The sequence below is a fragment of the Klebsiella sp. 2680 genome, assembly GCF_900198535.1.
GTDB classification, from domain to species: domain Bacteria; phylum Pseudomonadota; class Gammaproteobacteria; order Enterobacterales; family Enterobacteriaceae; genus Klebsiella; species Klebsiella indica.
In genome coordinates this window covers 112741-138152 of record NZ_FZNJ01000005.1, presented here as the reverse complement: position 1 = coordinate 138152, position 25412 = coordinate 112741, and the positions used below count along the sequence as shown (strand labels likewise).

21 protein-coding genes are annotated in these 25412 nt (G+C 53.8%); 15 read left to right on the top strand and 6 right to left on the bottom strand.

Annotation, left to right across the window (positions count from 1 at the left end; genetic code table 11):
• Window positions 1-8: 8 nt before the first annotated feature.
• From FN037_RS19690 to leuA, 6 genes are all read right to left on the bottom strand, one after another.
• Complete coding sequence (locus FN037_RS19690) at window positions 9-872, bottom strand: shikimate dehydrogenase (RefSeq protein WP_138361938.1); 864 nt, start codon at window positions 870-872, stop codon at window positions 9-11.
• Window positions 873-882: 10 nt separating this feature from the next.
• Window positions 883-2919, bottom strand: a complete 2037-nt coding sequence (locus FN037_RS19685; protein WP_138361939.1) for an FAD-dependent oxidoreductase — start codon at window positions 2917-2919, stop codon at window positions 883-885.
• Window positions 2920-3325: 406 nt separating this feature from the next.
• A complete protein-coding gene (gene leuD / locus FN037_RS19680) occupies window positions 3326-3931 on the bottom strand; it encodes a 3-isopropylmalate dehydratase small subunit (RefSeq protein WP_142503017.1) in 606 nt (201 codons plus the stop codon).
• A 10-nt stretch (window positions 3932-3941) separates the two neighbouring features.
• On the bottom strand, window positions 3942-5342 hold the full coding sequence (gene leuC / locus FN037_RS19675) for a 3-isopropylmalate dehydratase large subunit (RefSeq protein ID WP_142503016.1): 1401 nt from the start codon (window positions 5340-5342) through the stop codon (window positions 3942-3944).
• Between the two features lie 2 nt (window positions 5343-5344).
• Entirely contained in the window at window positions 5345-6436 is a 1092-nt protein-coding gene (gene leuB / locus FN037_RS19670) for a 3-isopropylmalate dehydrogenase (RefSeq protein WP_138361942.1), read from the bottom strand.
• Entirely contained in the window at window positions 6436-8007 is a 1572-nt protein-coding gene (gene leuA / locus FN037_RS19665) for a 2-isopropylmalate synthase (protein ID WP_138361943.1), read from the bottom strand. The genes leuB and leuA overlap by 1 nt, the downstream gene beginning before the upstream one ends.
• A gap of 208 nt (window positions 8008-8215) precedes the next feature.
• On the opposite strand from leuA, the gene FN037_RS24405 reads away from it, so the two are divergent.
• The 15 genes from FN037_RS24405 (at window position 8216) to murG (ending at window position 25411) form a co-directional block, all read left to right on the top strand.
• Entirely contained in the window at window positions 8216-8389 is a 174-nt protein-coding gene (locus FN037_RS24405; RefSeq protein ID WP_171034906.1) for a hypothetical protein, read from the top strand.
• A 553-nt stretch (window positions 8390-8942) separates the two neighbouring features.
• A complete protein-coding gene (leuO, locus tag FN037_RS19655; protein ID WP_138361944.1) occupies window positions 8943-9893 on the top strand; it encodes a transcriptional regulator LeuO in 951 nt (316 codons plus the stop codon).
• A 388-nt stretch (window positions 9894-10281) separates the two neighbouring features.
• Entirely contained in the window at window positions 10282-12006 is a 1725-nt protein-coding gene (gene ilvI, locus FN037_RS19650; protein WP_142503015.1) for an acetolactate synthase 3 large subunit, read from the top strand.
• 2 nt (window positions 12007-12008) lie between these two features.
• Complete coding sequence (ilvN, locus tag FN037_RS19645; protein ID WP_138361946.1) at window positions 12009-12500, top strand: acetolactate synthase small subunit; 492 nt, start codon at window positions 12009-12011, stop codon at window positions 12498-12500.
• 180 nt (window positions 12501-12680) lie between these two features.
• Window positions 12681-13685 carry a catabolite repressor/activator gene (gene cra, locus FN037_RS19640; RefSeq protein WP_142503014.1) on the top strand — a complete coding sequence of 335 codons (1005 nt, stop codon included), beginning with the start codon at window positions 12681-12683 and terminating at the stop codon, window positions 13683-13685.
• A 640-nt stretch (window positions 13686-14325) separates the two neighbouring features.
• Window positions 14326-14784, top strand: a complete 459-nt coding sequence (mraZ, locus tag FN037_RS19635) for a division/cell wall cluster transcriptional repressor MraZ (RefSeq protein ID WP_138361948.1) — start codon at window positions 14326-14328, stop codon at window positions 14782-14784.
• A complete protein-coding gene (rsmH, locus tag FN037_RS19630; protein WP_138361949.1) occupies window positions 14785-15726 on the top strand; it encodes a 16S rRNA (cytosine(1402)-N(4))-methyltransferase RsmH in 942 nt (313 codons plus the stop codon).
• Window positions 15723-16088 (top strand): cell division protein FtsL, encoded by a 366-nt coding sequence (ftsL, locus tag FN037_RS19625; RefSeq protein WP_138361950.1) that lies wholly within the window; start codon window positions 15723-15725, stop codon window positions 16086-16088. The genes rsmH and ftsL overlap by 4 nt, the downstream gene beginning before the upstream one ends.
• A 15-nt stretch (window positions 16089-16103) precedes the next feature.
• The gene (locus FN037_RS19620; RefSeq protein ID WP_142503013.1) at window positions 16104-17870 is read left to right on the top strand and encodes a peptidoglycan glycosyltransferase FtsI; all 1767 of its coding nucleotides are present in this window, start codon (window positions 16104-16106) and stop codon (window positions 17868-17870) included.
• Window positions 17857-19344 (top strand): UDP-N-acetylmuramoyl-L-alanyl-D-glutamate--2,6-diaminopimelate ligase, encoded by a 1488-nt coding sequence (gene murE / locus FN037_RS19615; protein WP_138361952.1) that lies wholly within the window; start codon window positions 17857-17859, stop codon window positions 19342-19344. Before FN037_RS19620 ends, murE begins: the two co-directional genes overlap by 14 nt.
• Window positions 19341-20699, top strand: coding sequence for a UDP-N-acetylmuramoyl-tripeptide--D-alanyl-D-alanine ligase (gene murF, locus FN037_RS19610; protein ID WP_138361953.1), 1359 nt, complete (start codon window positions 19341-19343; stop codon window positions 20697-20699). Before murE ends, murF begins: the two co-directional genes overlap by 4 nt.
• Window positions 20693-21775: a phospho-N-acetylmuramoyl-pentapeptide-transferase gene (gene mraY, locus FN037_RS19605; protein ID WP_138361954.1), complete on the top strand. Its 1083-nt coding sequence runs from the start codon at window positions 20693-20695 to the stop codon at window positions 21773-21775. Before murF ends, mraY begins: the two co-directional genes overlap by 7 nt.
• Before the next feature lie 2 nt (window positions 21776-21777).
• Window positions 21778-23094: a UDP-N-acetylmuramoyl-L-alanine--D-glutamate ligase gene (gene murD, locus FN037_RS19600; protein ID WP_142503012.1), complete on the top strand. Its 1317-nt coding sequence runs from the start codon at window positions 21778-21780 to the stop codon at window positions 23092-23094.
• The gene (gene ftsW / locus FN037_RS19595) at window positions 23094-24344 is read left to right on the top strand and encodes a cell division protein FtsW (RefSeq protein ID WP_138361956.1); all 1251 of its coding nucleotides are present in this window, start codon (window positions 23094-23096) and stop codon (window positions 24342-24344) included. Before murD ends, ftsW begins: the two co-directional genes overlap by 1 nt.
• Window positions 24341-25411, top strand: a complete 1071-nt coding sequence (gene murG / locus FN037_RS19590) for an undecaprenyldiphospho-muramoylpentapeptide beta-N-acetylglucosaminyltransferase (protein WP_142503011.1) — start codon at window positions 24341-24343, stop codon at window positions 25409-25411. Before ftsW ends, murG begins: the two co-directional genes overlap by 4 nt.
• Window position 25412: the final 1 nt, after the last annotated feature.

Below are 25412 nucleotides of genomic sequence, written 5' to 3'. Positions count from 1 at the left end.
GCCCATCCTTAAAAAAGGATACTTTTGACGTGTTCAACCGGCATCTCTTTTCCGGTCCAGATTTCGAAAGCTTTCGCCCCCTGCCAGAGCATCATTCCAAGGCCGTTTAAAGTACGGCAGCCTTTTTTCTCAGCGACTTCGAGCAGATAGGTTTTGCGCGGGTTGTAGACGACATCGGAAACAATCAGGTCCGGTCGCAGGAAGCTGTCGTCAGGCAGTAACATCTGGCCTTCAAACGGTTTCATGCCCACGCCGGTGGCGTTGGTCAGAATGACGCTACTGTCGATCTCGGCGCGCAGTTTATTGTGGTCGGCAATATCGTACAGGTGGATCTCGCAGTCGGTGTTGCGGCGGATCTTGGCGACAGTTTCTTCCGCGTTGGGGAAGAATTTGTCTTTCTGGTTAAAAATAGCGATCTCTTTTACGCCATCCAGCGCCGCCTGTACGCAGATCGCGGTAGCCGCGCCACCAGCGCCTAACACGGTCATTTTTTTGCCAATAATGTCTATGCCCGCTTCAGACAGGGCGCGCATATAGCCGGTGCCATCGGTGATGTGGCCAGTCAGCACGCCATCGTCGTTCACTACGGTATTTACCGCGCCGACCAGTTCCGCCGCCGGAGAGAGTTTATCCAGATACTGGCAAATATCAGTTTTGTTCGGCATTGAGACGTTCCAGCCCCGCAGCTTTAACCCTCGAAAGCCCTGTACGACATCTTTTAATTCCTTATTACCCACCTCGAATGCCAGGTAAACATAGTCCAGCCCCAGATAAGCAAAGGCTTCGTTATGCATGGTTGGCGACATGCTGTGGCGAATCGGGGTGGCAATCAGACCAATCAGCTCAGTATGCCCGGTAATACGTTCTGCCATGATAAAACCCTCAATATGTTAGAAATGGAATTTTTGTTGATTCGAGATTGCCCCCCAGAGCACCCATGTCTTCAAGGATGTCCAGTACGTTGCGTCCTTCGCGTACGCCATCAATGATTCGCCGGGCCATCAGGCTGTCGCCGATGTTCATCACTTTTACGTTATTGTCTCTGGCCCATTGTTCAATCTCATTGAGGCCACGGGTATTGGCGCGCATTCCCAGACAGACGAAGCCGTAATCAAACGGAATATCAAAGGTGCCATCTGCGTTTTTAACGGTGAAATGGGTTGGGGTAACGGCCACTAACTGTGTACCCATGTGCTGTTCCACGCGATGCTCATTAAGCATGGTCAACATGGCGTTTTTGGTAATAATGTCCAGGTCGCGGCCAGGGGCATCCTGCATTTCGATAAGTACGGCGTTGACGCCGCGAGTGGAAAAATATTCAATCACATCCAGACCGACGGCTCCCGCGCCGACGACGGCGATACGTTTACCCGCGGCATCGGCAAATCGATCCAGATTATGCAGCATATGGGTAATCGAAAAGACGCTGCCGCCGACGACATCGATGTTCTCGCGCAGTCCCTCAATCGGCGGCAGCAAGGGAACAGAACCGGTGGCATTGACGATTAGATCCGGGCGCAGCGCGGCAACCGATTCGACACTGGCGCGCTTACCGACCTGCAACATCAGGTTATCAAGCGAGGCGATACGGTTTTTCATAAACTGCGGGAAATCGGCGATACGTTTTTTCTCCGGCAGCAGCGAAATCTCGCTGGCCAGCCCGCCGATATTGTGTTTCTCCTCAAGCAACCAGGTATGGCAGCCGACTTCAGCCGCGGTGCAGGCCGCTTCCATGCCCGCCGTCCCGGCACCGATAACGACGACGTTGACATCACGGTTTACGCGCCGCTGTTTATAGGCGTCACCGTGGATAATATCCGGGTTAATAGAGCAACGCAGAGGACGGGAACGGGCAATACGGTGATCCGCACAGCCGATGTTGCAGGAGATGCATTTGCGCATCAGGCGTTCATTACCGCTCTGCACTTTCTGTACCCATTCTGGTTCGGCGATAAGCCCGCGGCCAATGGCAATCAGGTCGGCATCGCCGCTGGCGATAATGTCCTCGGCGACCTTCGGCGACCGAATATTGCCGGCAATCACCGTCGGCTTATGGAATTTTTCGCGAACCGCCCGTGAGAGGTAGCGTTTCCAGCCATCTTCCAGTGACATCTGGTCAATCTGGAAATTCAGGTTATCGTTTTGTGCGGCGGAGACGTTGATAATATCGACTTTGTCCTGGCACAGTTCGAGGATACGCAGAGAGTCTTCGAGCGTATTGCCGCCTTTCTGGAAATCATCAGCGCTAATACGCAGACTGATCGGGAAACGCGGGCCGACGCAGGCGCGTATTTTATCCACAATTAAGGTTAATATTCTGGTGCGATTCTCTATACTGCCGCCAAATTCATCCGTGCGTTTATTAAATAGCGGCGATAAAAACTGGCTAATTAAATAGGAGTGGCCCGCGTGAATTTCCACGCAGTCAAATCCGGCCCGGCGTACGCGTTCCGCCGCATCGCCAAATTTATTCACCACATGATAAATTTCCTCATGTGTCATCGGCCGGGGAATATTTCCGTTCTTTTTTGACGGTGTGCTGGAGGATGAAAGCGGCATTTCCCCATTCAGGCGATATGCATAGGCTGAAGCGCCCGCATGATTTAATTGAATACTGACGCAGGCGCCGTGTTTATGCAAAGTCTCGGTTAATTTGAACAGTCGCGGGATATATTGATCGTTATCGATGCGCAACTGCGTGGTACCGTTAGACGCAAAAGGAAAATCGATACAAATATTTTCAATAGTGATAAGCCCGGTGCCGCCCCGCGCGCGTAACTCATAGTATTCAATCTGCTCCTGGGTGACTTCACCGTTCAGACTCGCCATGTTGGACCCCATCGGCGGCATGATGATACGGTTTTTGATGGTCATCCCGTTGATAGTCAACGGGGAAAAAAGATGGGGGTAGTGGCTCATATACTCTCTCTCCACGGGATGCCAGGCAGACGCTATACGGTGTCCTGGCCGATCCAAGGTTAATCTCTCTCTGTGGGGGAAGATAACGAGGCACGAAATGGAAAAATAATGCTTTTTTTTACGTTGAGCTATAGGGGAATTCTATAGGATTAACATTTCATTCACGCGCGGATGTTTTTATATTAAATATTTCAATCGATTGTTTACTTGTCCATGTGAATTGACACAAAACAGGTCGCGGAATGATTGAATAGATGCCCAATTGATAATGACTTATTTTTAAAGATTCAAATATTCCTGTCTGGCATAATGGCCAATATGAGTATATGTGCGTCAGGTCTCATTTTCGCGGGAAGAAAAAAAGCCCGAACTCACGTCCGGGCTGAGATATACACTTCTGGCCGCTTTACCTCATAAAGGCCGGCTGCTTGTTCTCATAGGCTGAGATTGCCTCTTCATGCTGCAGAGTCAGGCCAATACTGTCCAGACCGTTAAGCATGCAGTGACGGCGGAAGGCGTCAATTTTAAAGGGATAGGATTTATCTCCCGCTTTGACGACTTCAGCTTCAAGGTCGACTTCAAATTTAATGCCGGGCTGTGACAGGACCAGCTTAAACAGCTCATCGACCTGTTCTTCGCTCAGGGTTACCGGCAGCAACTGGTTGTTAAAGCTGTTGCCGTAGAAGATATCAGCGAAGCTGGGGGCGATAACCACTTTAAAGCCGTAGTCGGTCAGCGCCCAGGGCGCATGTTCCCGCGAGGATCCGCAGCCAAAGTTTTCCCGCGCCAGCAGAATGGATGCCCCTTTATATTCAGGGAAATTCAGCACGAAGTCCGGGTTGGGCTGTTCGCCTTTGTCATCCAGGAAGCGCCAGTCGTTAAACAGGTGCGCGCCAAAGCCGGTACGTGTGACTTTCTGCAAGAATTGCTTGGGAATGATTGCATCGGTATCCACGTTCGCAGCATCCAGCGGAACCACCAGGCCGGTATGTTGGATAAATTTCTCTGCCATAATGGTTTCCTTATTTCAAGCTACGGATGTCGGCGAAATGGCCGGTAACGGCTGCCGCGGCGGCCATTGCCGGGCTGACCAGATGAGTACGGCCACCGCGGCCCTGACGGCCTTCAAAGTTACGGTTGCTGGTGGAGGCACAGCGCTCGCCCGGATTCAGACGGTCATTGTTCATCGCCAGGCACATGGAGCAGCCCGGCAGACGCCATTCAAAACCAGCTTCAATAAAGATTTTATCCAGGCCTTCCGCCTCGGCCTGGGCTTTCACCGGACCAGATCCTGGCACCACCAGCGCCTGGACGCCCGGCGCGACTTTGCGGCCTTTGGCGATTTCCGCTGCGGCGCGTAAATCTTCGATGCGCGAGTTGGTGCAGGAGCCGATAAAGACCTTATCAATCGCCACTTCAGTTAACGGTACGCCAGATTTCAGGCCCATGTAGGCCAGCGCTTTTTCTGCGCTTGCGCGCTCGACCGGGTCAGTGAAGGATGCCGGGTCCGGGATGGTATCGGTGACGGAGATCACCTGACCGGGGTTCGTTCCCCAGGTTACCTGTGGGGAAATGTCTTCCGCCTGCAGAGTCACAACACGGTCAAAAGTGGCATCATCATCGGTGCTCAGGGTCTTCCAGTATGCGACGGCATCGTCAAAATCCTTGCCCTTCGGCGCGTGCAGACGGCCTTTTACGTAATTAAAGGTGGTTTCATCCGGTGCAACCAGGCCCGCTTTCGCGCCTAACTCGATAGCCATATTGCACAGGGTCATGCGGCCTTCCATGCTTAAATCACGAATGGCTTCGCCGCAGAATTCCACAACGTAACCGGTGCCGCCAGCGCTGCCGGTTTTACCGATGATCGCCAGGACGATGTCTTTGGCGGTGATGCCCGGCGCGGCTTTACCCATGACTTCGATCTTCATGGTTTTAGCACGCCCTTGCTTCAACGTCTGGGTCGCCAGCACGTGTTCAACCTCGGATGTACCGATACCGAAGGCCAGCGCGCCGAATGCGCCATGCGTCGCCGTGTGGGAGTCGCCGCAGACAATGGTCATCCCAGGCAGCGTCACGCCCTGTTCCGGGCCCATGACATGAACAATCCCCTGGTACGGGTGATTCAGGTCATACAGTTCGACGCCAAACTCTTTGCAGTTTTTAATCAGTTCCTGCATCTGGATGCGTGCCATTTCGCCGGAGGCATTAATGTCTTTGGTCTGCGTCGAAACGTTGTGATCCATCGTGGCGAAAGTTTTGCCTGGCTGGCGCACCGGGCGGTTGTGAACGCGCAGGCCATCGAAGGCTTGCGGAGACGTCACTTCATGCACCAGATGACGGTCGATATACAGCAGCGGAGTTTCGTCAGGCGCCTCATAAACCACATGAGCATCAAACAATTTTTCGTATAACGTCTTCGCCATGATTACACCCCTTCAGCGACATAGCGGGCAATGATATCACCCATTTCATCGGTACTCACCGCCGCCGCGCCGCGCGCCAAATCGCCGGTACGTACGCCTTCTTCTAACGCACGGTTGATTGCATTTTCGATAGCCGTCGCCGCGTTATCCGCATCCAGGCTATAGCGCAGCAGCAGCGCAAGCGACAGGATTTGCGCGATCGGGTTGGCGATATTTTTGCCGGCGATATCCGGGGCGGAGCCACCAGCGGGTTCATACAGACCGAAGCCTTGTTCATTGAGGCTGGCGGACGGCAGCATCCCCATTGAGCCGGTGATCATCGCGCACTCGTCAGACAGGATGTCGCCAAACAGGTTGGAACACAGCAGTACGTCGAACTGGGACGGATCTTTAATCAGCTGCATGGTGGCGTTGTCGATGTACATATGCGCCAGTTCAACGTCAGGGTACTGCTTACCAATTTCGCTCACGATTTCGCGCCACAAAATAGAAGACTGCAGCACGTTGGCTTTATCGATAGAGGTGACTTTGCGACGGCGTTTGCGGGCGGATTCGAAAGCGATGTGAGCGATGCGCTCAATCTCAAAGCGGTGATAGACCTCGGTATCAAACGCTTTCTCATGCTGACCGCTACCCTCGCGGCCTTTCGGCTGGCCGAAGTAGATGCCGCCGGTCAGTTCGCGGACGCACAGAATATCAAAGCCACTGGCGGCAATATCCGCACGCAGCGGGCAAAACTCTTCCAGCCCCTGATACAGCTTAGCCGGGCGCAGGTTGCTGAATAATTTAAAGTGCTTACGCAGCGGCAGCAGCGCGCCACGCTCCGGCTGCTCTGCGGGGGGCAGGTGTTCCCATTTCGGCCCGCCAACGGAGCCGAACAGAATGGCGTCGGCCTGCTCGCAGCCCTCAATGGTGGCCTGCGGCAGCGGGGTACCCTGATGGTCGATGGCGATGCCGCCAACGTCATGCTGGCTGGTGGTAATACGCATATCAAAACGATGACGAACGGCTTCCAGTACTTTCATCGCCTGGCTCATGACTTCCGGGCCAATACCATCACCTGGTAAGACAGCGATATGGTAATTCTTCGACATTACACGGTTTCCTTATTGTTCTCTTTATTTTGAGCTTTGCGTTGCAGCTCTTTTTCGACTTCTGCGGCGCGCCAGATGTTGTTCAGGACGTGAACCATCGCTTTCGCGGACGATTCCACGATATCCGTTGCCAGACCCACTCCGTGGAAACGACGGCCATTGTAGTTAGCGACGATGTCTACCTGACCCAGCGCGTCTTTGCCCTGGCCTTTGGCGTTCAGGTCATATTTGACCAGCTCAACGTCATAGCCGGTAATACGGTTAATTGCCTGATAAATCGCATCAACCGGGCCGTTGCCGTTGGCGGCTTCGGCTTTGGTCTCTTCGCCGCAGGCCAGTTTCACGGACGCGGTTGCGATATCGCTGGAGCCTGACTGCACGCTGAAGTAATCGAGGCGGAAATGTTCCGGCTCTTCCTGCTGTTTGTTGATGAATGCCAGTGCTTCCAGGTCATAATCGAAGACCTGGCCTTTTTTGTCCGCCAGCTTCAGGAAGGCGTCGTACAAGTGATCCATATTATAGTCGGTATCTTTGTAGCCCATCTCTTCCATGCGGTGTTTCACCGCGGCACGGCCGGAGCGGGAGGTCAGGTTCAGTTGTACCTGGTTCAGACCGATGGATTCCGGCGTCATGATTTCGTAGTTTTCACGATTTTTCAGCACACCGTCCTGGTGGATACCGGATGAGTGCGCGAAAGCCCCGGTGCCGACGATGGCTTTGTTGGCAGGGATAGGCATATTACAAATCTGGCTGACGGTTTGGCTGGTGCGCCAGATTTCATTGTGATTAATGCGGGTGTGCACATCCATAATGTCTTTGCGCACTTTGATAGCCATGATCACTTCTTCCAGCGCGCAGTTGCCCGCGCGTTCGCCGATACCGTTCATCGCGCCTTCAACCTGGCGAGCACCAGCGTGAACCGCAGCAATGGCGTTACCGACCGCGATGCCTAAATCGTCATGGGTATGGACGGAGATAACCGCTTTGTCGATGTTAGGAACCTGTTGGTACAGGCCGGTAATGATGTTGGCGAACTCGAACGGCATGGTGTAACCGACAGTGTCGGGGATATTGATCGTGGTCGCCCCCGCGTTGATGGCGGCCTCGACGACGCGAGCCAGATCGGCAATTGGCGTACGGCCGGCATCTTCACAGGAAAACTCAACATCGTCGGTGTAATTACGTGCGCGTTTAACCATATAGATCGCCCGTTCAATCACCTCATCCAGGTTACTGCGCAGCTTGGTCGCAATATGCATTGGCGAGGTGGCGATAAAGGTGTGGATGCGGAACGCTTCCGCGACTTTCAGTGATTCTGCTGCCACATCAATATCTTTTTCGACACAGCGTGCCAGGGCGCAAACGCGGCTGTTTTTAACCGTGCGCGCGATGGTTTGCACGGATTCAAAGTCGCCCGGAGATGAGACCGGAAAGCCGACTTCCATCACGTCAACGCCCATACGCTCCAGGGCCAGGGCAATCTGCAGTTTCTCTTTCACGCTCAGGCTGGCTTGTAACGCTTGTTCTCCGTCGCGTAAGGTCGTATCGAAAATAATGACTTGCTGGCTCATGGTTTAGATCCTTGGTCTGTGTCCTGGCGCCTTGCTCGCGAGCATAAAAAAACCCGCGCATTGGCGCGGGTTTTATCGTCTTGCTGGAAGATGACTTAACGATGAACGTCGCCCAACAGCCTACCGCGCAAAATGGATGCGTTTAGTAGTAGTAGGCTGAGTAAGCGGATGCTGCGAATCATTACGTCATGCTCCAGATGAAATCGTTATGCCTTTAGAGTTACTGGATATGGCTTTTGATGTCAACCCCCGAGAGAAGAAAACGGCTTTTTACCAAAAAGAGTCGTCAGCGTATTATGCTGGCGACTGCGCTTTTTTTACGACGATCGTTTTGTGCTATCAGCCGGGCCGCTTGCTGAGTGACTTTGATATCGTGATGTAGAGGGATCTTCAATTAAGCTCCGGGTCCATCAGGTAACGATATCTGTATAGCCATTTGTTTTGCGGCTGTTATTTATGTGTGGGTTGGGTGTTGTGAATGATAATGATATGTAAATTAAAAAGGGGTAAACATATCGTATAATAAAACCCATGTCGTGGTTAGCGTTATCTGTTTTTATTCATTTTTAGAACCTATCCCACCAGGCGTTATTGGCGCCGACAGTTTGAACACGGCCAGCGCGGAAGAACCGGAGCGTACACGTAGTACGTGAGGATTCTGAGCACTGCCCAGGTTCAAAATGACAAGCAAAATAGCCCTAATGGGATAGGCTCTTAATCTTTATGTGACACTTAATACTATTAAATAAAAGATAGAGATTTATTGAATACAGATGCTGTCAAATTGTTCGATTTCTGCCGGTATTCATAATCTTGATATATTCCTAAAATCGATTCCGACCCTTTTGTCAGTGTCATATGCATGATAAATGATATTCTCTGAATTAATTAATGTATTTCGGTAAAAGGATTTTAGTGTAACAGGGGAGTTAGATATGTTAAATAAAGGTACTGAATATAAATCTGTTTCTGAGGGAGAAAACAAAAAACCTCAGTTACGCATGGTGGATCTCAATCTGTTGACCGTATTTGATGCGGTAATGCAGGAACAAAATATTACGCGTGCGGCGCATTCTCTGGGGATGTCGCAGCCAGCGGTCAGTAATGCCGTATCGCGTCTGAAAGTGATGTTTAATGATGAGCTGTTTGTTCGTTATGGGCGCGGCATTCAGCCAACAGCAAGGGCTTTTCAGCTATTTGGAGCCGTTCGTCAGGCATTGCAGCTGGTACAAAATGAATTACCCGGCTCTGGCTTTGAGCCACTCAGCAGCGAGCGGGTATTTAATTTATGCGTTTGCAGTCCGCTGGATAACTACCTGACTTCAGTTATCTTTAATAAAGTAGCTGAGATTGCGCCGAACATTCATTTAGTTTTTAAATCTGCCTTGAATAAGAATACTGAGCATCAATTACGTTATCAGGAAATCGAATTTGTTATTGGTTATGAAGAGTTTCGTCGTCCTGAGTTTGCCTGTGTCCCCTTATTTAAAGATGAAATGGTGATGGTGGCGAGTCGGAAACATCCACGAATTTTCGGGCCGTTGGCGGGGAGTGATATTTATCAGGAAGAGCACGCCGTCGTCGCGCTTGATAGTTATGCATCATTTAGTCAGCCATGGTATGACACGGTTGATAAACAATCCCGTATTGCTTATCAAGGTAATGCGATGATAAGTGTATTAAATGTGGTTGCCAAAACCAACATGGTTGCTATTGCGCCACGCTGGCTGGCGGGTGAATTCGCCGATAAGCTGGACCTAAAAATATTGCCTCTACCGCTGAAAGTGAATAGCCGGACTTGCTATCTTTCCTGGCATGAAGCGGCCGGGCGTGATAAAGGTCATCAATGGATGGAAGAACTGCTGGTGAGTATTTGCCAACGTTAACCGCGTGTACAAAGGGGGGCTTCGGCTCCTTCTTTGTGTGATAAAAATCACAAAATGTAGCATTTTATGCTGTTTGCATTTATCACATGCTCTCTGTATCAGATAAAAAATGGATGATTTCCTGTAGTTAGTTATTTTCTCCGAGCATTGGCTATCATATTTTCTTATATCTGAAGTTTTTCACCGTCTTTTGCTCCGGATTCTATCTTTTCTTCTTTTTATGCGTCTCTTGCGCCGACGGTCACCAATTGCCTGCCCGTTAGTGAGCAGTTATGGTAACGCCATGCAGTCTATTCACCTCAATGCGGAGCCGTTGTGCTCCGTCTTGTGCGAGCGCGCGGAAATCGGATTCCGCTGTCGTTAAAAACAATAAGCCGGGAGGCAAATCATGGAGATGTTGTCAGGAGCCGAGATGGTCGTCCAGTCGCTGGTCGATCAGGGCGTCAAGCAAGTGTTCGGTTATCCCGGGGGCGCAGTCCTCGATATCTATGATGCGTTACACACCCTTGGTGGCATCGATCACATTCTGGTTCGCCATGAGCAGGCTGCCGTGCATATGGCCGATGGCCTTGCTCGTGCGACGGGCGAAGTTGGCGTTGTGCTGGTCACGTCCGGCCCCGGGGCAACGAACGCGATTACCGGTATTGCGACGGCCTATATGGACTCCATTCCGCTGGTGATCCTGTCCGGGCAGGTGGCAACGTCATTAATCGGCTACGATGCTTTCCAGGAGTGTGACATGGTGGGGATCTCCCGACCGGTGGTGAAACACAGTTTCCTGGTGAAGCAAACCGAGGATATTCCCGGCGTGCTGAAAAAAGCCTTCTGGCTGGCGGCCAGCGGGCGTCCTGGCCCGGTTGTCGTCGATTTACCGAAAGATATTCTGAACCCGGCTAAAAAACTGCCTTATAGCTGGCCGGACACGGTTAGCATGCGCTCTTATAACCCGACGACGATGGGCCATAAAGGGCAGATCAAACGTGCGCTGCAAACGCTGATGACGGCAAAAAAACCGGTGGTTTATGTCGGCGGTGGCGCGATTAACGCGCAATGCGAATCCCCGTTATACACGCTGGTTGAGAAGTTGAAGCTGCCGGTGGTTTCTTCGCTGATGGGGCTGGGGGCTTTTCCTGCATCGCACCAGCAGGCATTAGGGATGCTGGGCATGCATGGCACTTATGAAGCTAATATGACCATGCACCATTCCGACGTGATTTTCGCCGTCGGCGTGCGCTTTGACGATCGTACGACGAACAATCTGGCAAAATACTGTCCGAACGCCACGGTGCTGCATATTGATATTGATCCCACGTCTATTTCAAAAACCGTGTCTGCTGATGTGCCTATCGTGGGCGATGCCCATCTGGTGCTGGAACAAATGCTGGAGTTGCTCGCATCTGATGACTCTCAGCAGCCGCTGGATGACATCCGTGACTGGTGGCGGCAGATTGAACAGTGGCGTGCGCGCCATTGCCTGAAATACGACACGCAAAGCGACAAGATTAAGCCGCAGGCGGTGATTGAAACGATCTGGCGTCTGACCAACGGCGATGCGTATGTCGCGTCCGATGTCGGCCAGCATCAGATGTTCGCCGCACTCTATTATCCTTTCGATAAACCGAGGCGCTGGATTAATTCCGGTGGCCTGGGCACGATGGGATTCGGTTTGCCTGCCGCCCTTGGCGTCAAAATGGCGCTGCCGGACGAAATGGTTATCTGTGTGACCGGCGATGGCAGTATCCAGATGAATATTCAGGAACTCTCCACTGCGCTGCAATACGAATTGCCGGTACTGGTTCTGAATCTGAACAACCGCTATCTCGGAATGGTTAAACAGTGGCAGGACATGCTCTATTCTGGTCGCCATTCACAATCCTATATGGCGTCGCTGCCCGACTTTGCCCGCGTGGCGGAAGCTTATGGCCATGTCGGGATTCGTATTAGCGAACCCCAGGAGCTGGAGGAGAAACTCGCTCAGGCACTGGAACAGGTGCGCAATAACCGTCTGGTTTTCGTTGATGTGGCGGTTGATGGCAGCGAGCATGTCTATCCGATGCAGATTCGCGGTGGCGGTATGGATGAAATGTGGTTGAGCAAAACGGAGAGGACCTGATTATGCGCCGGATATTATCAGTATTACTGGAGAACGAATCGGGGGCATTATCCCGTGTAATCGGCCTCTTTTCGCAGCGTGGTTATAATATTGAAAGCCTTACGGTCGCGCCGACCGACGATCCGACGCTTTCCAGAATGACAATTCAGACCGTCGGCGATGAGAAAGTGATTGAGCAGATAGAAAAGCAACTGCACAAGCTGGTGGACGTCTTACGCGTTAACGAGCTTGGCCAGGGCGCGCATGTTGAGCGTGAAATTATGCTGGTGAAAGTGCAGGCCAGCGGTTACGGACGTGACGAGGTGAAGCGTAATACGGAAATTTTCCGTGGGCAGATTATCGATGTGACGCCCTCTATCTATACCGTGCAACTGGCCGGAACCAGCGACAAGCTGGATGCGTTTTTGGCTTCTTTGCGTGATGTCGCACGAATTGTCGAAGTGGCCCGCTCGGGGGTCGTTGGATTGTCCCGTGGCGACAAAATCATGCGCTGATCCCCTGAAATTGATGTAAAAATAGCCCGGCACAGCTTGTCGGGCTATTTTTTTGCGAAATCGGTGGGAACTGTAGACTAAAGCGGTTGCTGTGCTAACTTTTCTGCGTTTAGATGTTATAAAAATGAAGCCATACCTGAAGAATGGTTATGTTTTGTACTTATTACCCAAGGGGCAATTGTGAAACTGGATGAAATCGCCCGGCTGGCCGGTGTCTCGCGAACCACCGCCAGCTATGTGATTAATGGTAAAGCGAAGCAGTATCGCGTTAGCGATAAGACTGTTGAAAAGGTGATGGCGGTTGTTCGTGAGCATAACTATCATCCGAATGCGGTCGCTGCCGGCTTGCGTGCAGGACGTACGCGCTCTATTGGTCTGGTTATTCCGGATCTGGAGAACACCAGCTATACGCGTATCGCCAATTACCTGGAGCGCCAGGCGCGTCAGCGTGGTTATCAACTGCTCATTGCCTGTTCCGAGGATCAACCGGATAACGAGATGCGCTGTATTGAGCATCTGCTGCAGCGCCAGGTCGATGCGATTATCGTCTCCACTTCGTTACCGCCTGAGCATCCGTTCTACCAGCGCTGGGCCAACGATTCGTTCCCGATTGTTGCCCTTGACCGCGCGCTCGATCGCGAACACTTTACCAGTGTCGTTGGCGCCGATCAGGATGACGCTGAAATGCTCGCGGCGGAATTACGCAAATTTCCGGCGGAAACGGTACTGTATCTTGGCGCATTGCCGGAGCTTTCGGTGAGCTTCCTGCGTGAGCAGGGATTTCGTATCGCGTGGAAGGACGATCCACGAGAGGTGCATTTCCTCTATGCAAACAGTTACGAACGTGAAGCGGCGGCGCAACTGTTCGAAAAGTGGCTGGAGACCCATCCTATGCCACAGGCGCTGTTTACGACTTCGTTTCCGCTGCTGCAGGGCGTAATGGATGTTGCGCTGCGCCGGGAAGGGAAATTGCCTTCTGAGCTGGCGATTGCCACTTTTGGCGATAATGAACTGCTGGATTTTCTCCAGTGTCCGGTGTTAGCCGTTGCTCAGCGCCATCGCGATGTTGCGGAACGCGTTCTGGAGATCGTGCTGGCCAGCCTGGATGAACCCCGTAAACCGAAACCGGGCTTGAGCCGTATCCGGCGTAATTTGTATCGTCGCGGCACGCTAAACCGCCGCTGAGCATTTGCGCTAATAGGTTACCAGGATTATGCGTAAAGCGTTCGCCAGACAGATACGCGTCTGGCGATAATTCGGATGAATGGTGTAAAAATGGCAGGGTGAAGCATCTTTCAGATAAATCCTTAATCTTTCTGCCACCTTTTTTAATTTTATTCTTACGGCCAATTATTTTGCGCTTTTATTACTCGCTAAATGGATTGGCTAAACTGTTTGTATTATTTTGTTACACTCAATCGGCGCGTTGCTGAATTAATCCTCGTTTTCTCACTATTATGCTGGCCACGAACCCTGCCTCACGCTGTAAAAGGCCCTCTCAGGCGCTAACTGATGCTGTTAACCCGCATCAGAATGACCTAAAATGCCGCTCGCGTCGCAAACTGACACTTTAATATTTTCCTGCCGAAGATATTTTGCAGCTTTTAACTGTTACACGTTTGTTGGTTATTTTCTTACCGATATTCATAGCGTTAATTTGCCTCGTTTGTTGGTTGATTTTTCGTCAGGGCGAATATCGGCTGTAAATAATGGGTTTTTAGGCTCCGTTGGTATTCGTGCTAGCTTGACAAGCTTTTCCTCCGCTCCGTAAACTCCTTCTTGTGGGAATTTGTGGGATAAAGTGGCGAAAAGAGGTGAGGCTGGCATGTTCCGTGGGGCAACGTTAGTCAATCTCGACAGTAAAGGCCGTATGGCTATCCCGACGCGCTATCGCGACGGGCTGATCGAGGGCGCTTCCGGTCAACTGGTATGTACCATTGACCTCCATCACCCATGCCTGCTGCTTTACCCCTTGCCTGAATGGGAAATCATCGAGCAAAAATTGTCGCGTTTATCGAGCATGAATCCCGCTGAGCGGCGCGTACAGCGTCTGCTTCTGGGGCATGCCAGCGAATGTCAGATGGATAACGCCGGGCGCCTGTTGATAGCGCCGGTGCTGCGGCAACATGCCGGGCTGACAAAAGAAGTGATGCTGGTCGGGCAGTTCAACAAGTTTGAACTGTGGGACGAAACGACCTGGTATCAACGGGTCAAGGAAGATATTGACGCTGAGCAGTCCGCTTCCGGGGAACTGTCGGAGCGCCTGCAGGATTTGTCTTTGTAAATGATGGAAAATTTTAAACATACTACGGTCCTTCTGGATGAAGCCGTCAATGGTCTGAATATTCGTCCGAACGGTATCTACATTGATGGCACTTTTGGACGCGGTGGTCACTCGCGTCTGATTCTCTCCCGGCTGGGAGCGGAAGGACGCCTGCTGGCAATCGATCGTGACCCGCAGGCTATTGCCGTGGCAAAAACCATTGATGATCCTCGTTTTTCCATCGTTCATGGTCCTTTTTCACTGCTGGCTGACTATGTTGGCGAGCGCAATCTTACCGGTAAGATCGACGGTATTTTGCTCGATCTTGGCGTCTCATCACCGCAACTGGATGATGCGGAACGTGGTTTTTCGTTTATGCGCGATGGCCCGCTGGATATGCGTATGGATCCGACTCGCGGCCAGTCAGCCGCTGAGTGGTTACAAACCGCCGATGAAGCCGATATCGCCTGGGTGATAAAAACCTTTGGCGAAGAGCGTTTTGGCAAACGCATTGCGCGTGCGATTGTCGAGCGTAACCGTATTGAGCCGATGACGCGAACCAAAGAACTGGCGGAAGTGGTGGCGGCGGCAACGCCGGTAAAAGACAAATTCAAACATCCCGCGACCCGTACCTTCCAGGCGGTGCGCATTTGGGTGAACAGTGAACTGGAGGAGATAGAGCAGGCGCTAAAAAGCTCGCTCAGCGTGCTGGCCCCGGGAGGGCGGCTTTCCATCATCAGTTTCCACTCGCTGGAAGACCGTATTGTGAAGCGTTTTATGCGTGAGCAAAGCCGCGGTCCGCAGGTTCCCGCGGGGTTGCCGATGACGGAAGAGCAGCTCAAAAAACTGGGCGGCCGTGAGCTAAGAGCATTAGGCAAGTTGATGCCGGGCGAAGAAGAAGTGGCGGAAAATCCACGGGCCCGTAGTTCAGTGCTGCGTATTGCAGAGAGGACGAACGCATGATCGGCAGAGTGACAGAAGCCCTCAGTAAGGTTAAAGGATCGATAGGAAGCAACGAGCGCCATGCTTTGCCTGGCGTGATCGGAGACGATCTTCTGCGGTTTGGGAAACTGCCACTCTGCCTGTTCATTTGCATCATTATCACGGCGATTACGGTGGTGACGACGGCGCATCATACGCGCCTGTTAACTGCGCAGCGCGAACAGCTGGTTCTGGAGCGTGATGCGCTGGATATTGAATGGCGCAACCTGATCCTTGAAGAGAACGCGCTGGGCGATCACAGCCGGGTTGAGCGGATTGCGACGGAGAAATTACATATGCAACACGTCGATCCATCACAAGAAAATATCGTTGTACAGAAATAAGGATTATTGCGACGCATGAAAGCAGCGCCGAAAACGTTAAAAGCAAAACGTCAGGAAGAACAGGCCAACTTTGTTAGTTGGCGTTTTGCGTTGTTATGCGGCTGTATTCTGTTGGCGCTGGGTTTTCTGCTGGGCCGCGTGGCCTGGCTACAGGTGATTAGTCCCGACATGCTGGTGCGTCAGGGCGATATGCGTTCGCTGCGTGTGCAGGAAGTGTCCACCGCACGTGGGATGATAACCGATCGCTCCGGTCGTCCGCTGGCAGTGAGTGTGCCGGTGAAAGCGATTTGGGCCGATCCGAAAGAGTTGCATGATGCCGGCGGCGTCACGCTGGACAACCGTTGGAAGGCGCTGGCAGATGTGCTGAATATGCCGTTGGATCAGCTGGCTTCGCGTATCAATACCAATCCACGGATGCGCTTTATCTATCTGGCGCGCCAGGTTAATCCTGATATGGCCGATTACATCCGTAAGCTGAAGTTGCCGGGGATTCATCTGCGCGAAGAGTCCCGCCGTTACTATCCGTCAGGCGAAGTAACCGCTCACCTTATTGGTTTCACCAACGTCGACAGCCAGGGGATCGAAGGCGTTGAAAAGAGCTTTGATAAGTGGCTCACCGGTCAGCCTGGCGAACGTATTGTGCGTAAAGACCGCTATGGCCGTGTGATTGAGGATATCTCCTCTACCGATAGCCAGGCGGCGCATAACCTCGCGCTAAGCATTGACGAGCGTTTGCAGGCGCTGGTGTATCGCGAGCTGAACAACGCCGTGGCGTTTAACAAAGCGGAGTCGGGAAGCGCGGTACTGGTGGATGTTAACACCGGTGAAGTGCTGGCGATGGCTAATAGCCCATCCTATAACCCTAACAATTTCTCCGGAACCGCCAAAGATGCCATGCGTAATCGCGCCATTACCGACGTGTTTGAGCCGGGTTCAACGGTGAAGCCGATGGTAGTGATGACGGCGCTTCAGCGCGGTATTGTTAACGAAAATAGCGTGCTGAATACGATTCCTTATCGAATTAACGGTCACGAAATTAAAGACGTGGCGCGCTATAGCGAATTAACCCTGACCGGGGTACTACAGAAGTCGAGTAACGTCGGTGTTTCTAAGCTGGCGTTAGCGATGCCGTCCTCAGCGTTAGTGGATACTTACTCACGTTTTGGACTTGGAAAAGCGACCAATTTGGGGTTGGTCGGAGAACGCAGTGGCTTATACCCTCAAAAACAACGGTGGTCTGACATAGAGAGGGCCACCTTTTCTTTCGGCTATGGGCTAATGGTAACCCCGTTACAGTTAGCGCGAGTCTATGCGACGATCGGCAGTTATGGCATTTATCGCCCGCTGTCGATTACCAAAGTTGATCCCCCGGTTCCCGGAGAGCGCGTGTTCCCGGAATCCACCGTGCGTACCGTTGTTCATATGATGGAAAGCGTGGCGCTGCCAGGCGGCGGCGGCGTGAAGGCGGCCATCAAAGGCTATCGCATCGCCATTAAAACCGGTACGGCGAAAAAAGTCGGGCCGGATGGCCACTATATCAATAAATATATTGCTTACACCGCAGGCGTTGCGCCCGCCAGTCACCCACGCTTCGCGCTGGTGGTGGTGATCAACGATCCGCAGGCGGGTAAATACTACGGCGGCGCCGTTTCCGCGCCGGTCTTCGGTGCCATCATGGGAGGCGTGTTGCGTACCATGAACATTGAACCGGATGCGTTAGCAACGGCCGAAAAAAGTGAATTAGTGATTAATAAAGGCGAGGGGACAGGTGGCAGATCGTAATTTGCGCGACCTTCTCGCTCCGTGGGTGCCTGGCGCGCCGGAGCGAATTCTGCGAGAAATGACGCTGGACAGCCGGGTGGCGGCTTCTGGCGATCTTTTCATTGCGGTTTTAGGTCATCAGGCGGACGGGCGTCGTTATATCCCGCAGGCGATAGCGCAAGGTGTTGCTGCCATTATTGCTGAGGCCAAAGATGAGGCTAACGACGGTGAAATCCGTGAAATGCACGGCGTACCGGTCATTTATCTGAGCCAGCTCAATGAGCGTTTATCTGCGCTGGCCGGGCGCTTTTACCATCAACCTTCGGAGCAACTGCGCCTGGTCGGCGTAACCGGGACGAATGGCAAGACCACCACCACTCAACTGCTGGCGCAATGGGCGAAGCTACTCGGCGAAACCAGTGCGGTAATGGGCACAGTCGGGAATGGCCTGCTGGATAAAATCATCCCGACGGAAAATACCACCGGTTCGGCAGTCGATGTTCAACAGGTGCTTTCCCGCCTGGCGTCGCAGGGCGCGACCTTTGCCGCGATGGAGGTTTCCTCTCACGGTCTGGTACAGCACCGCGTCGCCGCGCTGAAGTTTGCTGCATCGATCTTTACCAACCTGAGCCGGGATCACCTTGATTATCATGGCGATATGGAGCATTACGAAGCGGCGAAATGGCTGCTCTATTCAACCCACCATTTTGGTCAGGCTATCGTCAATGCGGACGATGAAGTCGGCCGCCGCTGGTTAGCGAAACTGCCGGATGCGGTTGCTGTATCAATGGGAGAACACATTAATCCGAACTGCCGGGGACGCTGGCTCAAAGCAACCGCCGTAAACTATCACGACGGCGGCGCGACCATTCAGTTTGACTCCACCTGGGGCAAGGGGGAGATCGAAAGCCGCCTGATGGGCGCCTTTAACGTCAGTAATCTGTTACTGGCGTTGGCGACGCTGCTGGCGCTGGGTTATCCGTTGGCTGAGCTATTGAAAACGGCTCCTCGCCTGCAGCCGGTTTGCGGGCGAATGGAAGTGTTCAGCGCGCCGGGAAAACCGACAGTAGTGGTCGATTACGCCCACACGCCCGATGCGCTGGAAAAAGCGCTACAGGCGGCGCGTCTGCACTGCGCCGGTAAACTGTGGTGTGTGTTTGGCTGCGGCGGGGACCGCGACAAAGGCAAACGCCCGCTGATGGGCGCTATCGCGGAAGAATTCGCCGACATTGTTGTGGTCACCGATGACAACCCGCGCACCGAAGAGCCGCGGGCGATTATTAACGACATCCTCGCCGGTATGCTCGACGCGGGGCGTGCTAAAGCGGTTGAGGGGCGTGCCGAAGCGGTAACCAGTGCGGTGATGCAGGCGAAAGAAAGCGATGTGGTGCTGGTGGCGGGAAAAGGCCACGAAGATTACCAGATCGTTGGCAATCGCCGGCTTGATTATTCTGACCGCGTCACCGTTGCGCGTCTGCTGGGGACGGTCGCATGATTCGCTTGACTCTCAGCCAGCTTGCCGACATTACGCGCGGCGAACTGCACGGCGGCGATGTGGCGATTGATGAGGTCACGTCGGATACCCGTAAGATCACGGCTGGCTGCCTGTTTGTGGCACTGAAAGGCGAGCGCTTTGATGCCCATGATTTTGCCGACCAGGCAAAAGCCGCTGGCACCGGGGCATTGCTGGTCAGCCGTCAACTGGCGTGCGATTTGCCGCAGGTGGTGGTGAAGGATACCCGACAGGCCTTCGGCGAACTGGCGGCATGGGTGCGTCAGCAGGTTCCCGCGAGGGTCGTCGCGCTGACCGGTTCTTCCGGTAAAACCTCGGTCAAAGAGATGACCGCCGCGATTCTGAGCCAGTGCGGCAATACGCTGTATACCGCAGGCAACCTGAACAATGATATCGGCGTGCCAATGACGCTGCTGCGTCTGACTAAAGACCATGATTATGCGGTTATCGAGCTAGGTGCCAATCACCAGGGCGAAATTGCCTGGACCGTTAGCCTGACGCGACCTGAAGCGGCGTTAGTCAATAACCTGGCCGCCGCGCATCTTGAAGGTTTCGGCTCGCTGGAAGGTGTTGCGAAGGCCAAGGGCGAAATTTACACCGGTCTGCCCGTCAACGGTATTGCCATTATGAACGCCGATAACAATGACTGGCTGAACTGGCAAAGCGTGATTGGCGAACGTAAGACCTGGCGCTTCTCGCCGAACGCCGCCAATAGCGATTTCACCGCGACGAACGTTCGCGTGACCTCACGCGGTACAGAATTTACCGTGTGCACTCCAACGGGCAGCGTTGATGTCCTGCTGCCATTGCCGGGACGTCACAACATTGCCAATGCGCTGGCTGCCGCCGCGCTCTCGATGGCGGTGGGGGCGACCCATGCGGCGATTAAAGCCGGTTTGCAGGGGCTGAAAGCGGTGCCGGGAAGATTATTCCCGATCGCGTTGACCGATAGCCAGCTTCTGCTGGATGACTCCTACAACGCCAACGTCGGCTCAATGACCGCCGCGGTACAGGTGCTGTCAGAGATGCCGGGTTATCGGGTGCTGGTCGTTGGCGATATGGCCGAACTCGGTGCGGAAAGTCAGGCCTGCCATCGTCAGGTCGGTGAGGCGGCGAAAGCGGGCGGGATCGATCGCGTATTAAGCGTTGGTACATTGAGCGCAGCCATTAGCGACGCCAGCGGCGTCGGCGAACACGTTAGCGATAAAACGCAGCTGGTGACGCGACTACAAGAATTGATGTCAGAACACAAAATTATGACCATTTTAGTGAAGGGTTCACGTAGTGCCGCCATGGAAGAGGTAGTACGCGCATTACAGGAGAACGGAACATGTTAGTATGGCTGGCCGAGCATCTGGTCAAATATTATTCCGGCTTTAACGTCTTTTCCTACCTGACGTTTCGTGCCATTGTCAGCCTGCTGACCGCGCTGTTCATCTCTTTGTGGATGGGCCCGCGGATGATCGCCCGTCTGCAAAAACTCTCTTTCGGCCAGGTGGTGCGTAACGATGGCCCGGAATCACACTTTAGCAAGCGCGGCACGCCAACCATGGGCGGGATCATGATCCTGACCGCCATTGTCGTTTCCGTTCTGCTGTGGGCCTATCCATCCAATCCTTATGTCTGGTGTGTGCTGACGGTACTGGTCGGCTACGGCGTTATCGGTTTCGTTGATGACTATCGCAAAGTGGTGCGTAAAGACACCAAGGGTCTGATCGCCCGCTGGAAATACTTCTGGATGTCGGTGATTGCGTTAGGCGTCGCCTTCGCGCTGTATATGGCGGGTAAAGAGACGCCCGCCACGCAACTGGTGGTGCCATTCTTTAAAGACGTGATGCCGCAGTTGGGGCTGTTCTATATCCTGCTGGCCTATTTTGTCATCGTCGGTACCGGCAACGCGGTCAACCTGACCGATGGTCTCGACGGGCTGGCGATTATGCCGACCGTATTTGTTGCCGCCGGGTTCGCGCTGGTGGCCTGGGCCACCGGTAACATGAACTTTGCTAACTATCTGCATATTCCCTATTTGCGTCACGCCGGTGAGCTGGTGATTGTCTGTACGGCAATTGTCGGCGCCGGTCTCGGTTTTCTTTGGTTTAACACCTATCCGGCGCAGGTCTTTATGGGAGACGTTGGGTCGCTGGCGCTGGGCGGCGCACTGGGGATTATCGCTGTGCTGCTGCGCCAGGAGTTCTTGCTGGTGATTATGGGGGGCGTTTTCGTCGTTGAAACATTGTCGGTGATTCTGCAGGTCGGCTCCTTCAAGCTGCGCGGTCAGCGCATCTTCCGTATGGCGCCGATTCACCATCACTATGAATTGAAAGGCTGGCCGGAACCGCGCGTTATTGTGCGCTTCTGGATTATTTCGCTGATGCTGGTGCTGATTGGCCTGGCGACGCTGAAGGTACGTTAAACATGGCAGATTATCAGGGTAAAAAAGTCGTCATTATTGGGCTGGGCATGACCGGCCTGTCGTGCGTGGACTTTTTCATGTCTCGCGGCGTGACGCCGCGGGTAATGGATACCCGTGTCGCGCCTGCCGGGCTGGATAAACTGCCGGAAGCCGTTGAGCGCTATGTCGGCGGTCTGAACGATGACTGGCTGCTGGCGGCGGACCTGATTGTCGCCAGCCCTGGCATCGCGCTGGCGCATCCTTCCCTGAGTGCTGCGGCAGATGCTGGGGTGGAGATCGTCGGCGATATCGAACTGTTCTGTCGTGAGGCGCAGGCGCCAATCGTCGCGATTACCGGCTCTAATGGCAAAAGTACCGTGACCACTCTGGTCGGCGAAATGGCGAAAGCGGCGGGCGTCAATGTCGGCGTAGGGGGCAATATTGGTCTCCCTGCGCTGATGCTGTTGGCCCCTGAACGTGAACTGTATGTACTGGAACTTTCCAGTTTCCAACTGGAAACGACCTTCAGTCTGCGGGCGGTAGCGGCGACGATCCTCAACGTTACCGAAGATCATATGGACCGCTATCCGTTGGGGCTGCAGCAGTACCGTGCCGCTAAGTTGGGCATTTATGAGCATGCCCGGGCCTGCATCGTTAATGCTGATGATGCCTTAACCATGCCGGTACGCGGCGCTGATGAGCGCTGCATCAGCTTCGGCGTTGACGTTGGCGATTATCATCTGAACCGCCAGCAGGGAGAAACCTGGCTGCGCGTAAAAGGTGAGAAAGTACTCAACGTTAAAGAGATGAAAATTAGCGGTCAACACAATTACAGCAATGCCCTGGCGGCATTAGCGCTGGCCGATGCCGCAGGCCTGCCGCGCGCCAGCAGCCTGAAAGCGTTGACCACATTTACCGGGCTGGCGCATCGCTTTCAACTGGCGCTGGAACATAACGGCGTGCGCTGGATCAATGATTCCAAAGCCACTAACGTCGGCAGTACCGAAGCGGCGCTCAATGGCCTGCATATCGATGGCACGCTGTATCTGTTGCTGGGGGGCGATGGGAAATCCGCCGATTTCACTCCGTTAAGCCGCTATCTGACAGGGGAAAATATCCGGCTGTACTGCTTTGGCCGCGATGGCGCGCAGCTGGCGGCGCTGCGCCCGGAGGTTGCTGTGCAGACGGAAACCATGGAACAGGCAATGCGCCTGATCGCTCCTCTGGTCGTTGCCGGCGATATGGTGCTGCTGTCGCCGGCGTGCGCCAGCCTCGATCAGTTTAAGAACTTTGAACAACGCGGCGATGTTTTTGCGCGTCTGGCGAAGGAGTTAGGCTGATGCGTTTATCACTCCCGCGCCTGAAAATACCGCGACTGAGACTGCCGGGAATGTCTATTTTCGCCTGGCTGTTCGCCGCGCTGAAAGGGTGGGTGATGGGTTCGCGTCCGAAGGACAGCGATAGCCTGGTGATGTACGATCGCGTGCTGCTGTGGCTGACCTTTGGCCTGGCGGCAATCGGTTTCATTATGGTGACCTCGGCCTCGATGCCGGTAGGACAGCGTCTGGCCAACGATCCGTTTCTGTTTGCCAAACGTGATGGTTTATACATTCTGCTGGCGTTGGGGCTGGCGATGGTGACGTTGCGCCTGCCAATGGAGTTTTGGCAGCGCTACAGTACCGCGATGCTGATCGCCTCTATCGTGATGCTGTTGATCGTTTTAGTGGTCGGCAGCTCGGTTAACGGCGCGTCGCGCTGGATTGCACTGGGGCCGTTACGTATTCAGCCTGCGGAGTTTACCAAGCTGTCACTGTTCTGCTACATCGCCAACTACCTGGTGCGTAAGGCTGATGAAGTTCGTAATAATCTGCGCGGCTTCCTCAAGCCGATGGGCGTGATTTTTGTGCTGGCGATTTTGCTGCTGGCGCAGCCCGATCTCGGTACAGTCGTCGTGCTGTTTGTGACCACTCTGGCCATGCTGTTTCTTGCGGGCGCCAAGCTGTGGCAGTTTATCGCGATTATTGGTATGGGCATTTCTGCAGTGGTGCTGCTGATCCTCGCCGAGCCGTATCGTATTCGCCGTGTCACCTCTTTCTGGAATCCGTGGGAAGATCCGTTCGGCAGCGGTTACCAGTTAACTCAGTCGCTGATGGCTTTTGGTCGTGGTGAGATGTGGGGGCAGGGCCTCGGCAACTCAGTACAGAAACTGGAGTATTTGCCTGAAGCGCATACCGATTTCATCTTCGCCATTATCGGTGAAGAACTCGGTTATATCGGTGTGGTTCTTGCGCTTTTAATGGTATTCTTCGTCGCTTTTCGCGCCATGTCCATTGGACGTAAAGCGCTGGAAATCGACCATCGTTTCTCCGGTTTTCTGGCCTGCGCCATTGGCATCTGGTTTAGCTTTCAGGCGCTGGTTAATGTCGGCGCGGCGGCGGGTATGTTGCCGACCAAAGGTCTGACGTTACCGCTGATTAGCTACGGTGGTTCGAGTTTGTTGATTATGTCGACGGCCATCATGTTGTTGTTACGTATTGATTATGAAACGCGTCTGGAAAAAGCCCAGGCGTTTACACGGGGTGTGCGATGAGCGGTCAGGAAAAGCGGTTAATGGTGATGGCGGGCGGTACCGGCGGGCATGTGTTCCCGGGACTGGCCGTTGCGCACCATTTAATGGACCAGGGCTGGCAGGTTCGCTGGCTGGGTACCGCGGATCGTATGGAAGCGGATTTAGTGCCGAAGCACGGTATTGACATTGATTTTATTCAGATTTCTGGTCTGCGAGGCAAAGGTCTGAAAGCGCTACTGCTGGCGCCGCTCCGTATTTTCAACGCCTGGCGCCAGGCTCGGGCGATTATGCAGCGTTTTAAGCCGGATGTGGTGCTGGGCATGGGCGGATATGTTTCCGGGCCTGGCGGTCTGGCGGCATGGTCGTTGGGGATCCCGGTTGTGCTGCATGAGCAAAACGGTATTGCCGGGTTGACCAATAAATGGCTGGCGAAAATTGCCAAAAAGGTGATGCAGGCGTTTCCCGGCGCTTTTCCCCATGCCGATGTCGTCGGTAACCCGGTGCGCACGGATGTGCTGGCGCTGCCGCTGCCGGAGCTGCGCTTGATCGGGCGTCAAGGGCCGACGCGCGTATTAGTGATAGGCGGTTCGCAGGGCGCGCGCGTGCTCAACCAGACGATGCCGCAGGTGGCGGCGAAGCTGGGATCTGCCGTGACCATCTGGCACCAGAGCGGCAAAGGTGGCGAGGAAACCGTGCAGCAGGCATATGCCGATGCCGGCCAGCCGCAGCATAAAGTGACCGAATTTATTGATGACATGGCGGCAGCTTATGCCTGGGCCGATGTTGTTGTGTGTCGTTCCGGCGCGTTGACGGTGAGTGAAATTGCCGCCGCGGGGTTACCGGCGCTGTTTGTGCCTTTTCAGCACAAAGATCGTCAGCAGTACTGGAATGCACTGCCGCTGGAGAAAGCGGGCGCAGCAAAGATCCTTGAACAACCGCAGTTTACCGTGGATGCCGTCGCCCGGATCCTGGCCAGTTGGGATCGGGAAACGCTGCTGGATATGGCGGAGCGAGCGCGTAGAGCCTCGATTCCGGACGCTACCGAGCGGGTAGCAGAAGAAGTGAGCGCCGCAGCACTGGCGCGCTAAT

Coding starts and splice junctions, on each gene's coding strand:
- murF (WP_138361953.1), top strand. CDS start 19,341: ATGATTCGCTTGACTCTCAGCCAGCTTGCCGACATTACGCGCGGCGAA.
- leuD (WP_142503017.1), bottom strand. CDS start 3,931: ATGGCAGAGAAATTTATCCAACATACCGGCCTGGTGGTTCCGCTGGAT.
- mraY (WP_138361954.1), top strand. CDS start 20,693: ATGTTAGTATGGCTGGCCGAGCATCTGGTCAAATATTATTCCGGCTTT.
- murD (WP_142503012.1), top strand. CDS start 21,778: ATGGCAGATTATCAGGGTAAAAAAGTCGTCATTATTGGGCTGGGCATG.
- FN037_RS19690 (WP_138361938.1), bottom strand. CDS start 872: ATGGCAGAACGTATTACCGGGCATACTGAGCTGATTGGTCTGATTGCC.
- FN037_RS19620 (WP_142503013.1), top strand. CDS start 16,104: ATGAAAGCAGCGCCGAAAACGTTAAAAGCAAAACGTCAGGAAGAACAG.
- ftsL (WP_138361950.1), top strand. CDS start 15,723: ATGATCGGCAGAGTGACAGAAGCCCTCAGTAAGGTTAAAGGATCGATA.
- leuO (WP_138361944.1), top strand. CDS start 8,943: ATGTTAAATAAAGGTACTGAATATAAATCTGTTTCTGAGGGAGAAAAC.
- ilvI (WP_142503015.1), top strand. CDS start 10,282: ATGGAGATGTTGTCAGGAGCCGAGATGGTCGTCCAGTCGCTGGTCGAT.
- ilvN (WP_138361946.1), top strand. CDS start 12,009: ATGCGCCGGATATTATCAGTATTACTGGAGAACGAATCGGGGGCATTA.
- leuA (WP_138361943.1), bottom strand. CDS start 8,007: ATGAGCCAGCAAGTCATTATTTTCGATACGACCTTACGCGACGGAGAA.
- FN037_RS19685 (WP_138361939.1), bottom strand. CDS start 2,919: ATGAGCCACTACCCCCATCTTTTTTCCCCGTTGACTATCAACGGGATG.
- murG (WP_142503011.1), top strand. CDS start 24,341: ATGAGCGGTCAGGAAAAGCGGTTAATGGTGATGGCGGGCGGTACCGGC.
- FN037_RS24405 (WP_171034906.1), top strand. CDS start 8,216: ATGCCTTTAGAGTTACTGGATATGGCTTTTGATGTCAACCCCCGAGAG.
- mraZ (WP_138361948.1), top strand. CDS start 14,326: ATGTTCCGTGGGGCAACGTTAGTCAATCTCGACAGTAAAGGCCGTATG.
- ftsW (WP_138361956.1), top strand. CDS start 23,094: ATGCGTTTATCACTCCCGCGCCTGAAAATACCGCGACTGAGACTGCCG.
- leuC (WP_142503016.1), bottom strand. CDS start 5,342: ATGGCGAAGACGTTATACGAAAAATTGTTTGATGCTCATGTGGTTTAT.
- leuB (WP_138361942.1), bottom strand. CDS start 6,436: ATGTCGAAGAATTACCATATCGCTGTCTTACCAGGTGATGGTATTGGC.
- rsmH (WP_138361949.1), top strand. CDS start 14,785: ATGATGGAAAATTTTAAACATACTACGGTCCTTCTGGATGAAGCCGTC.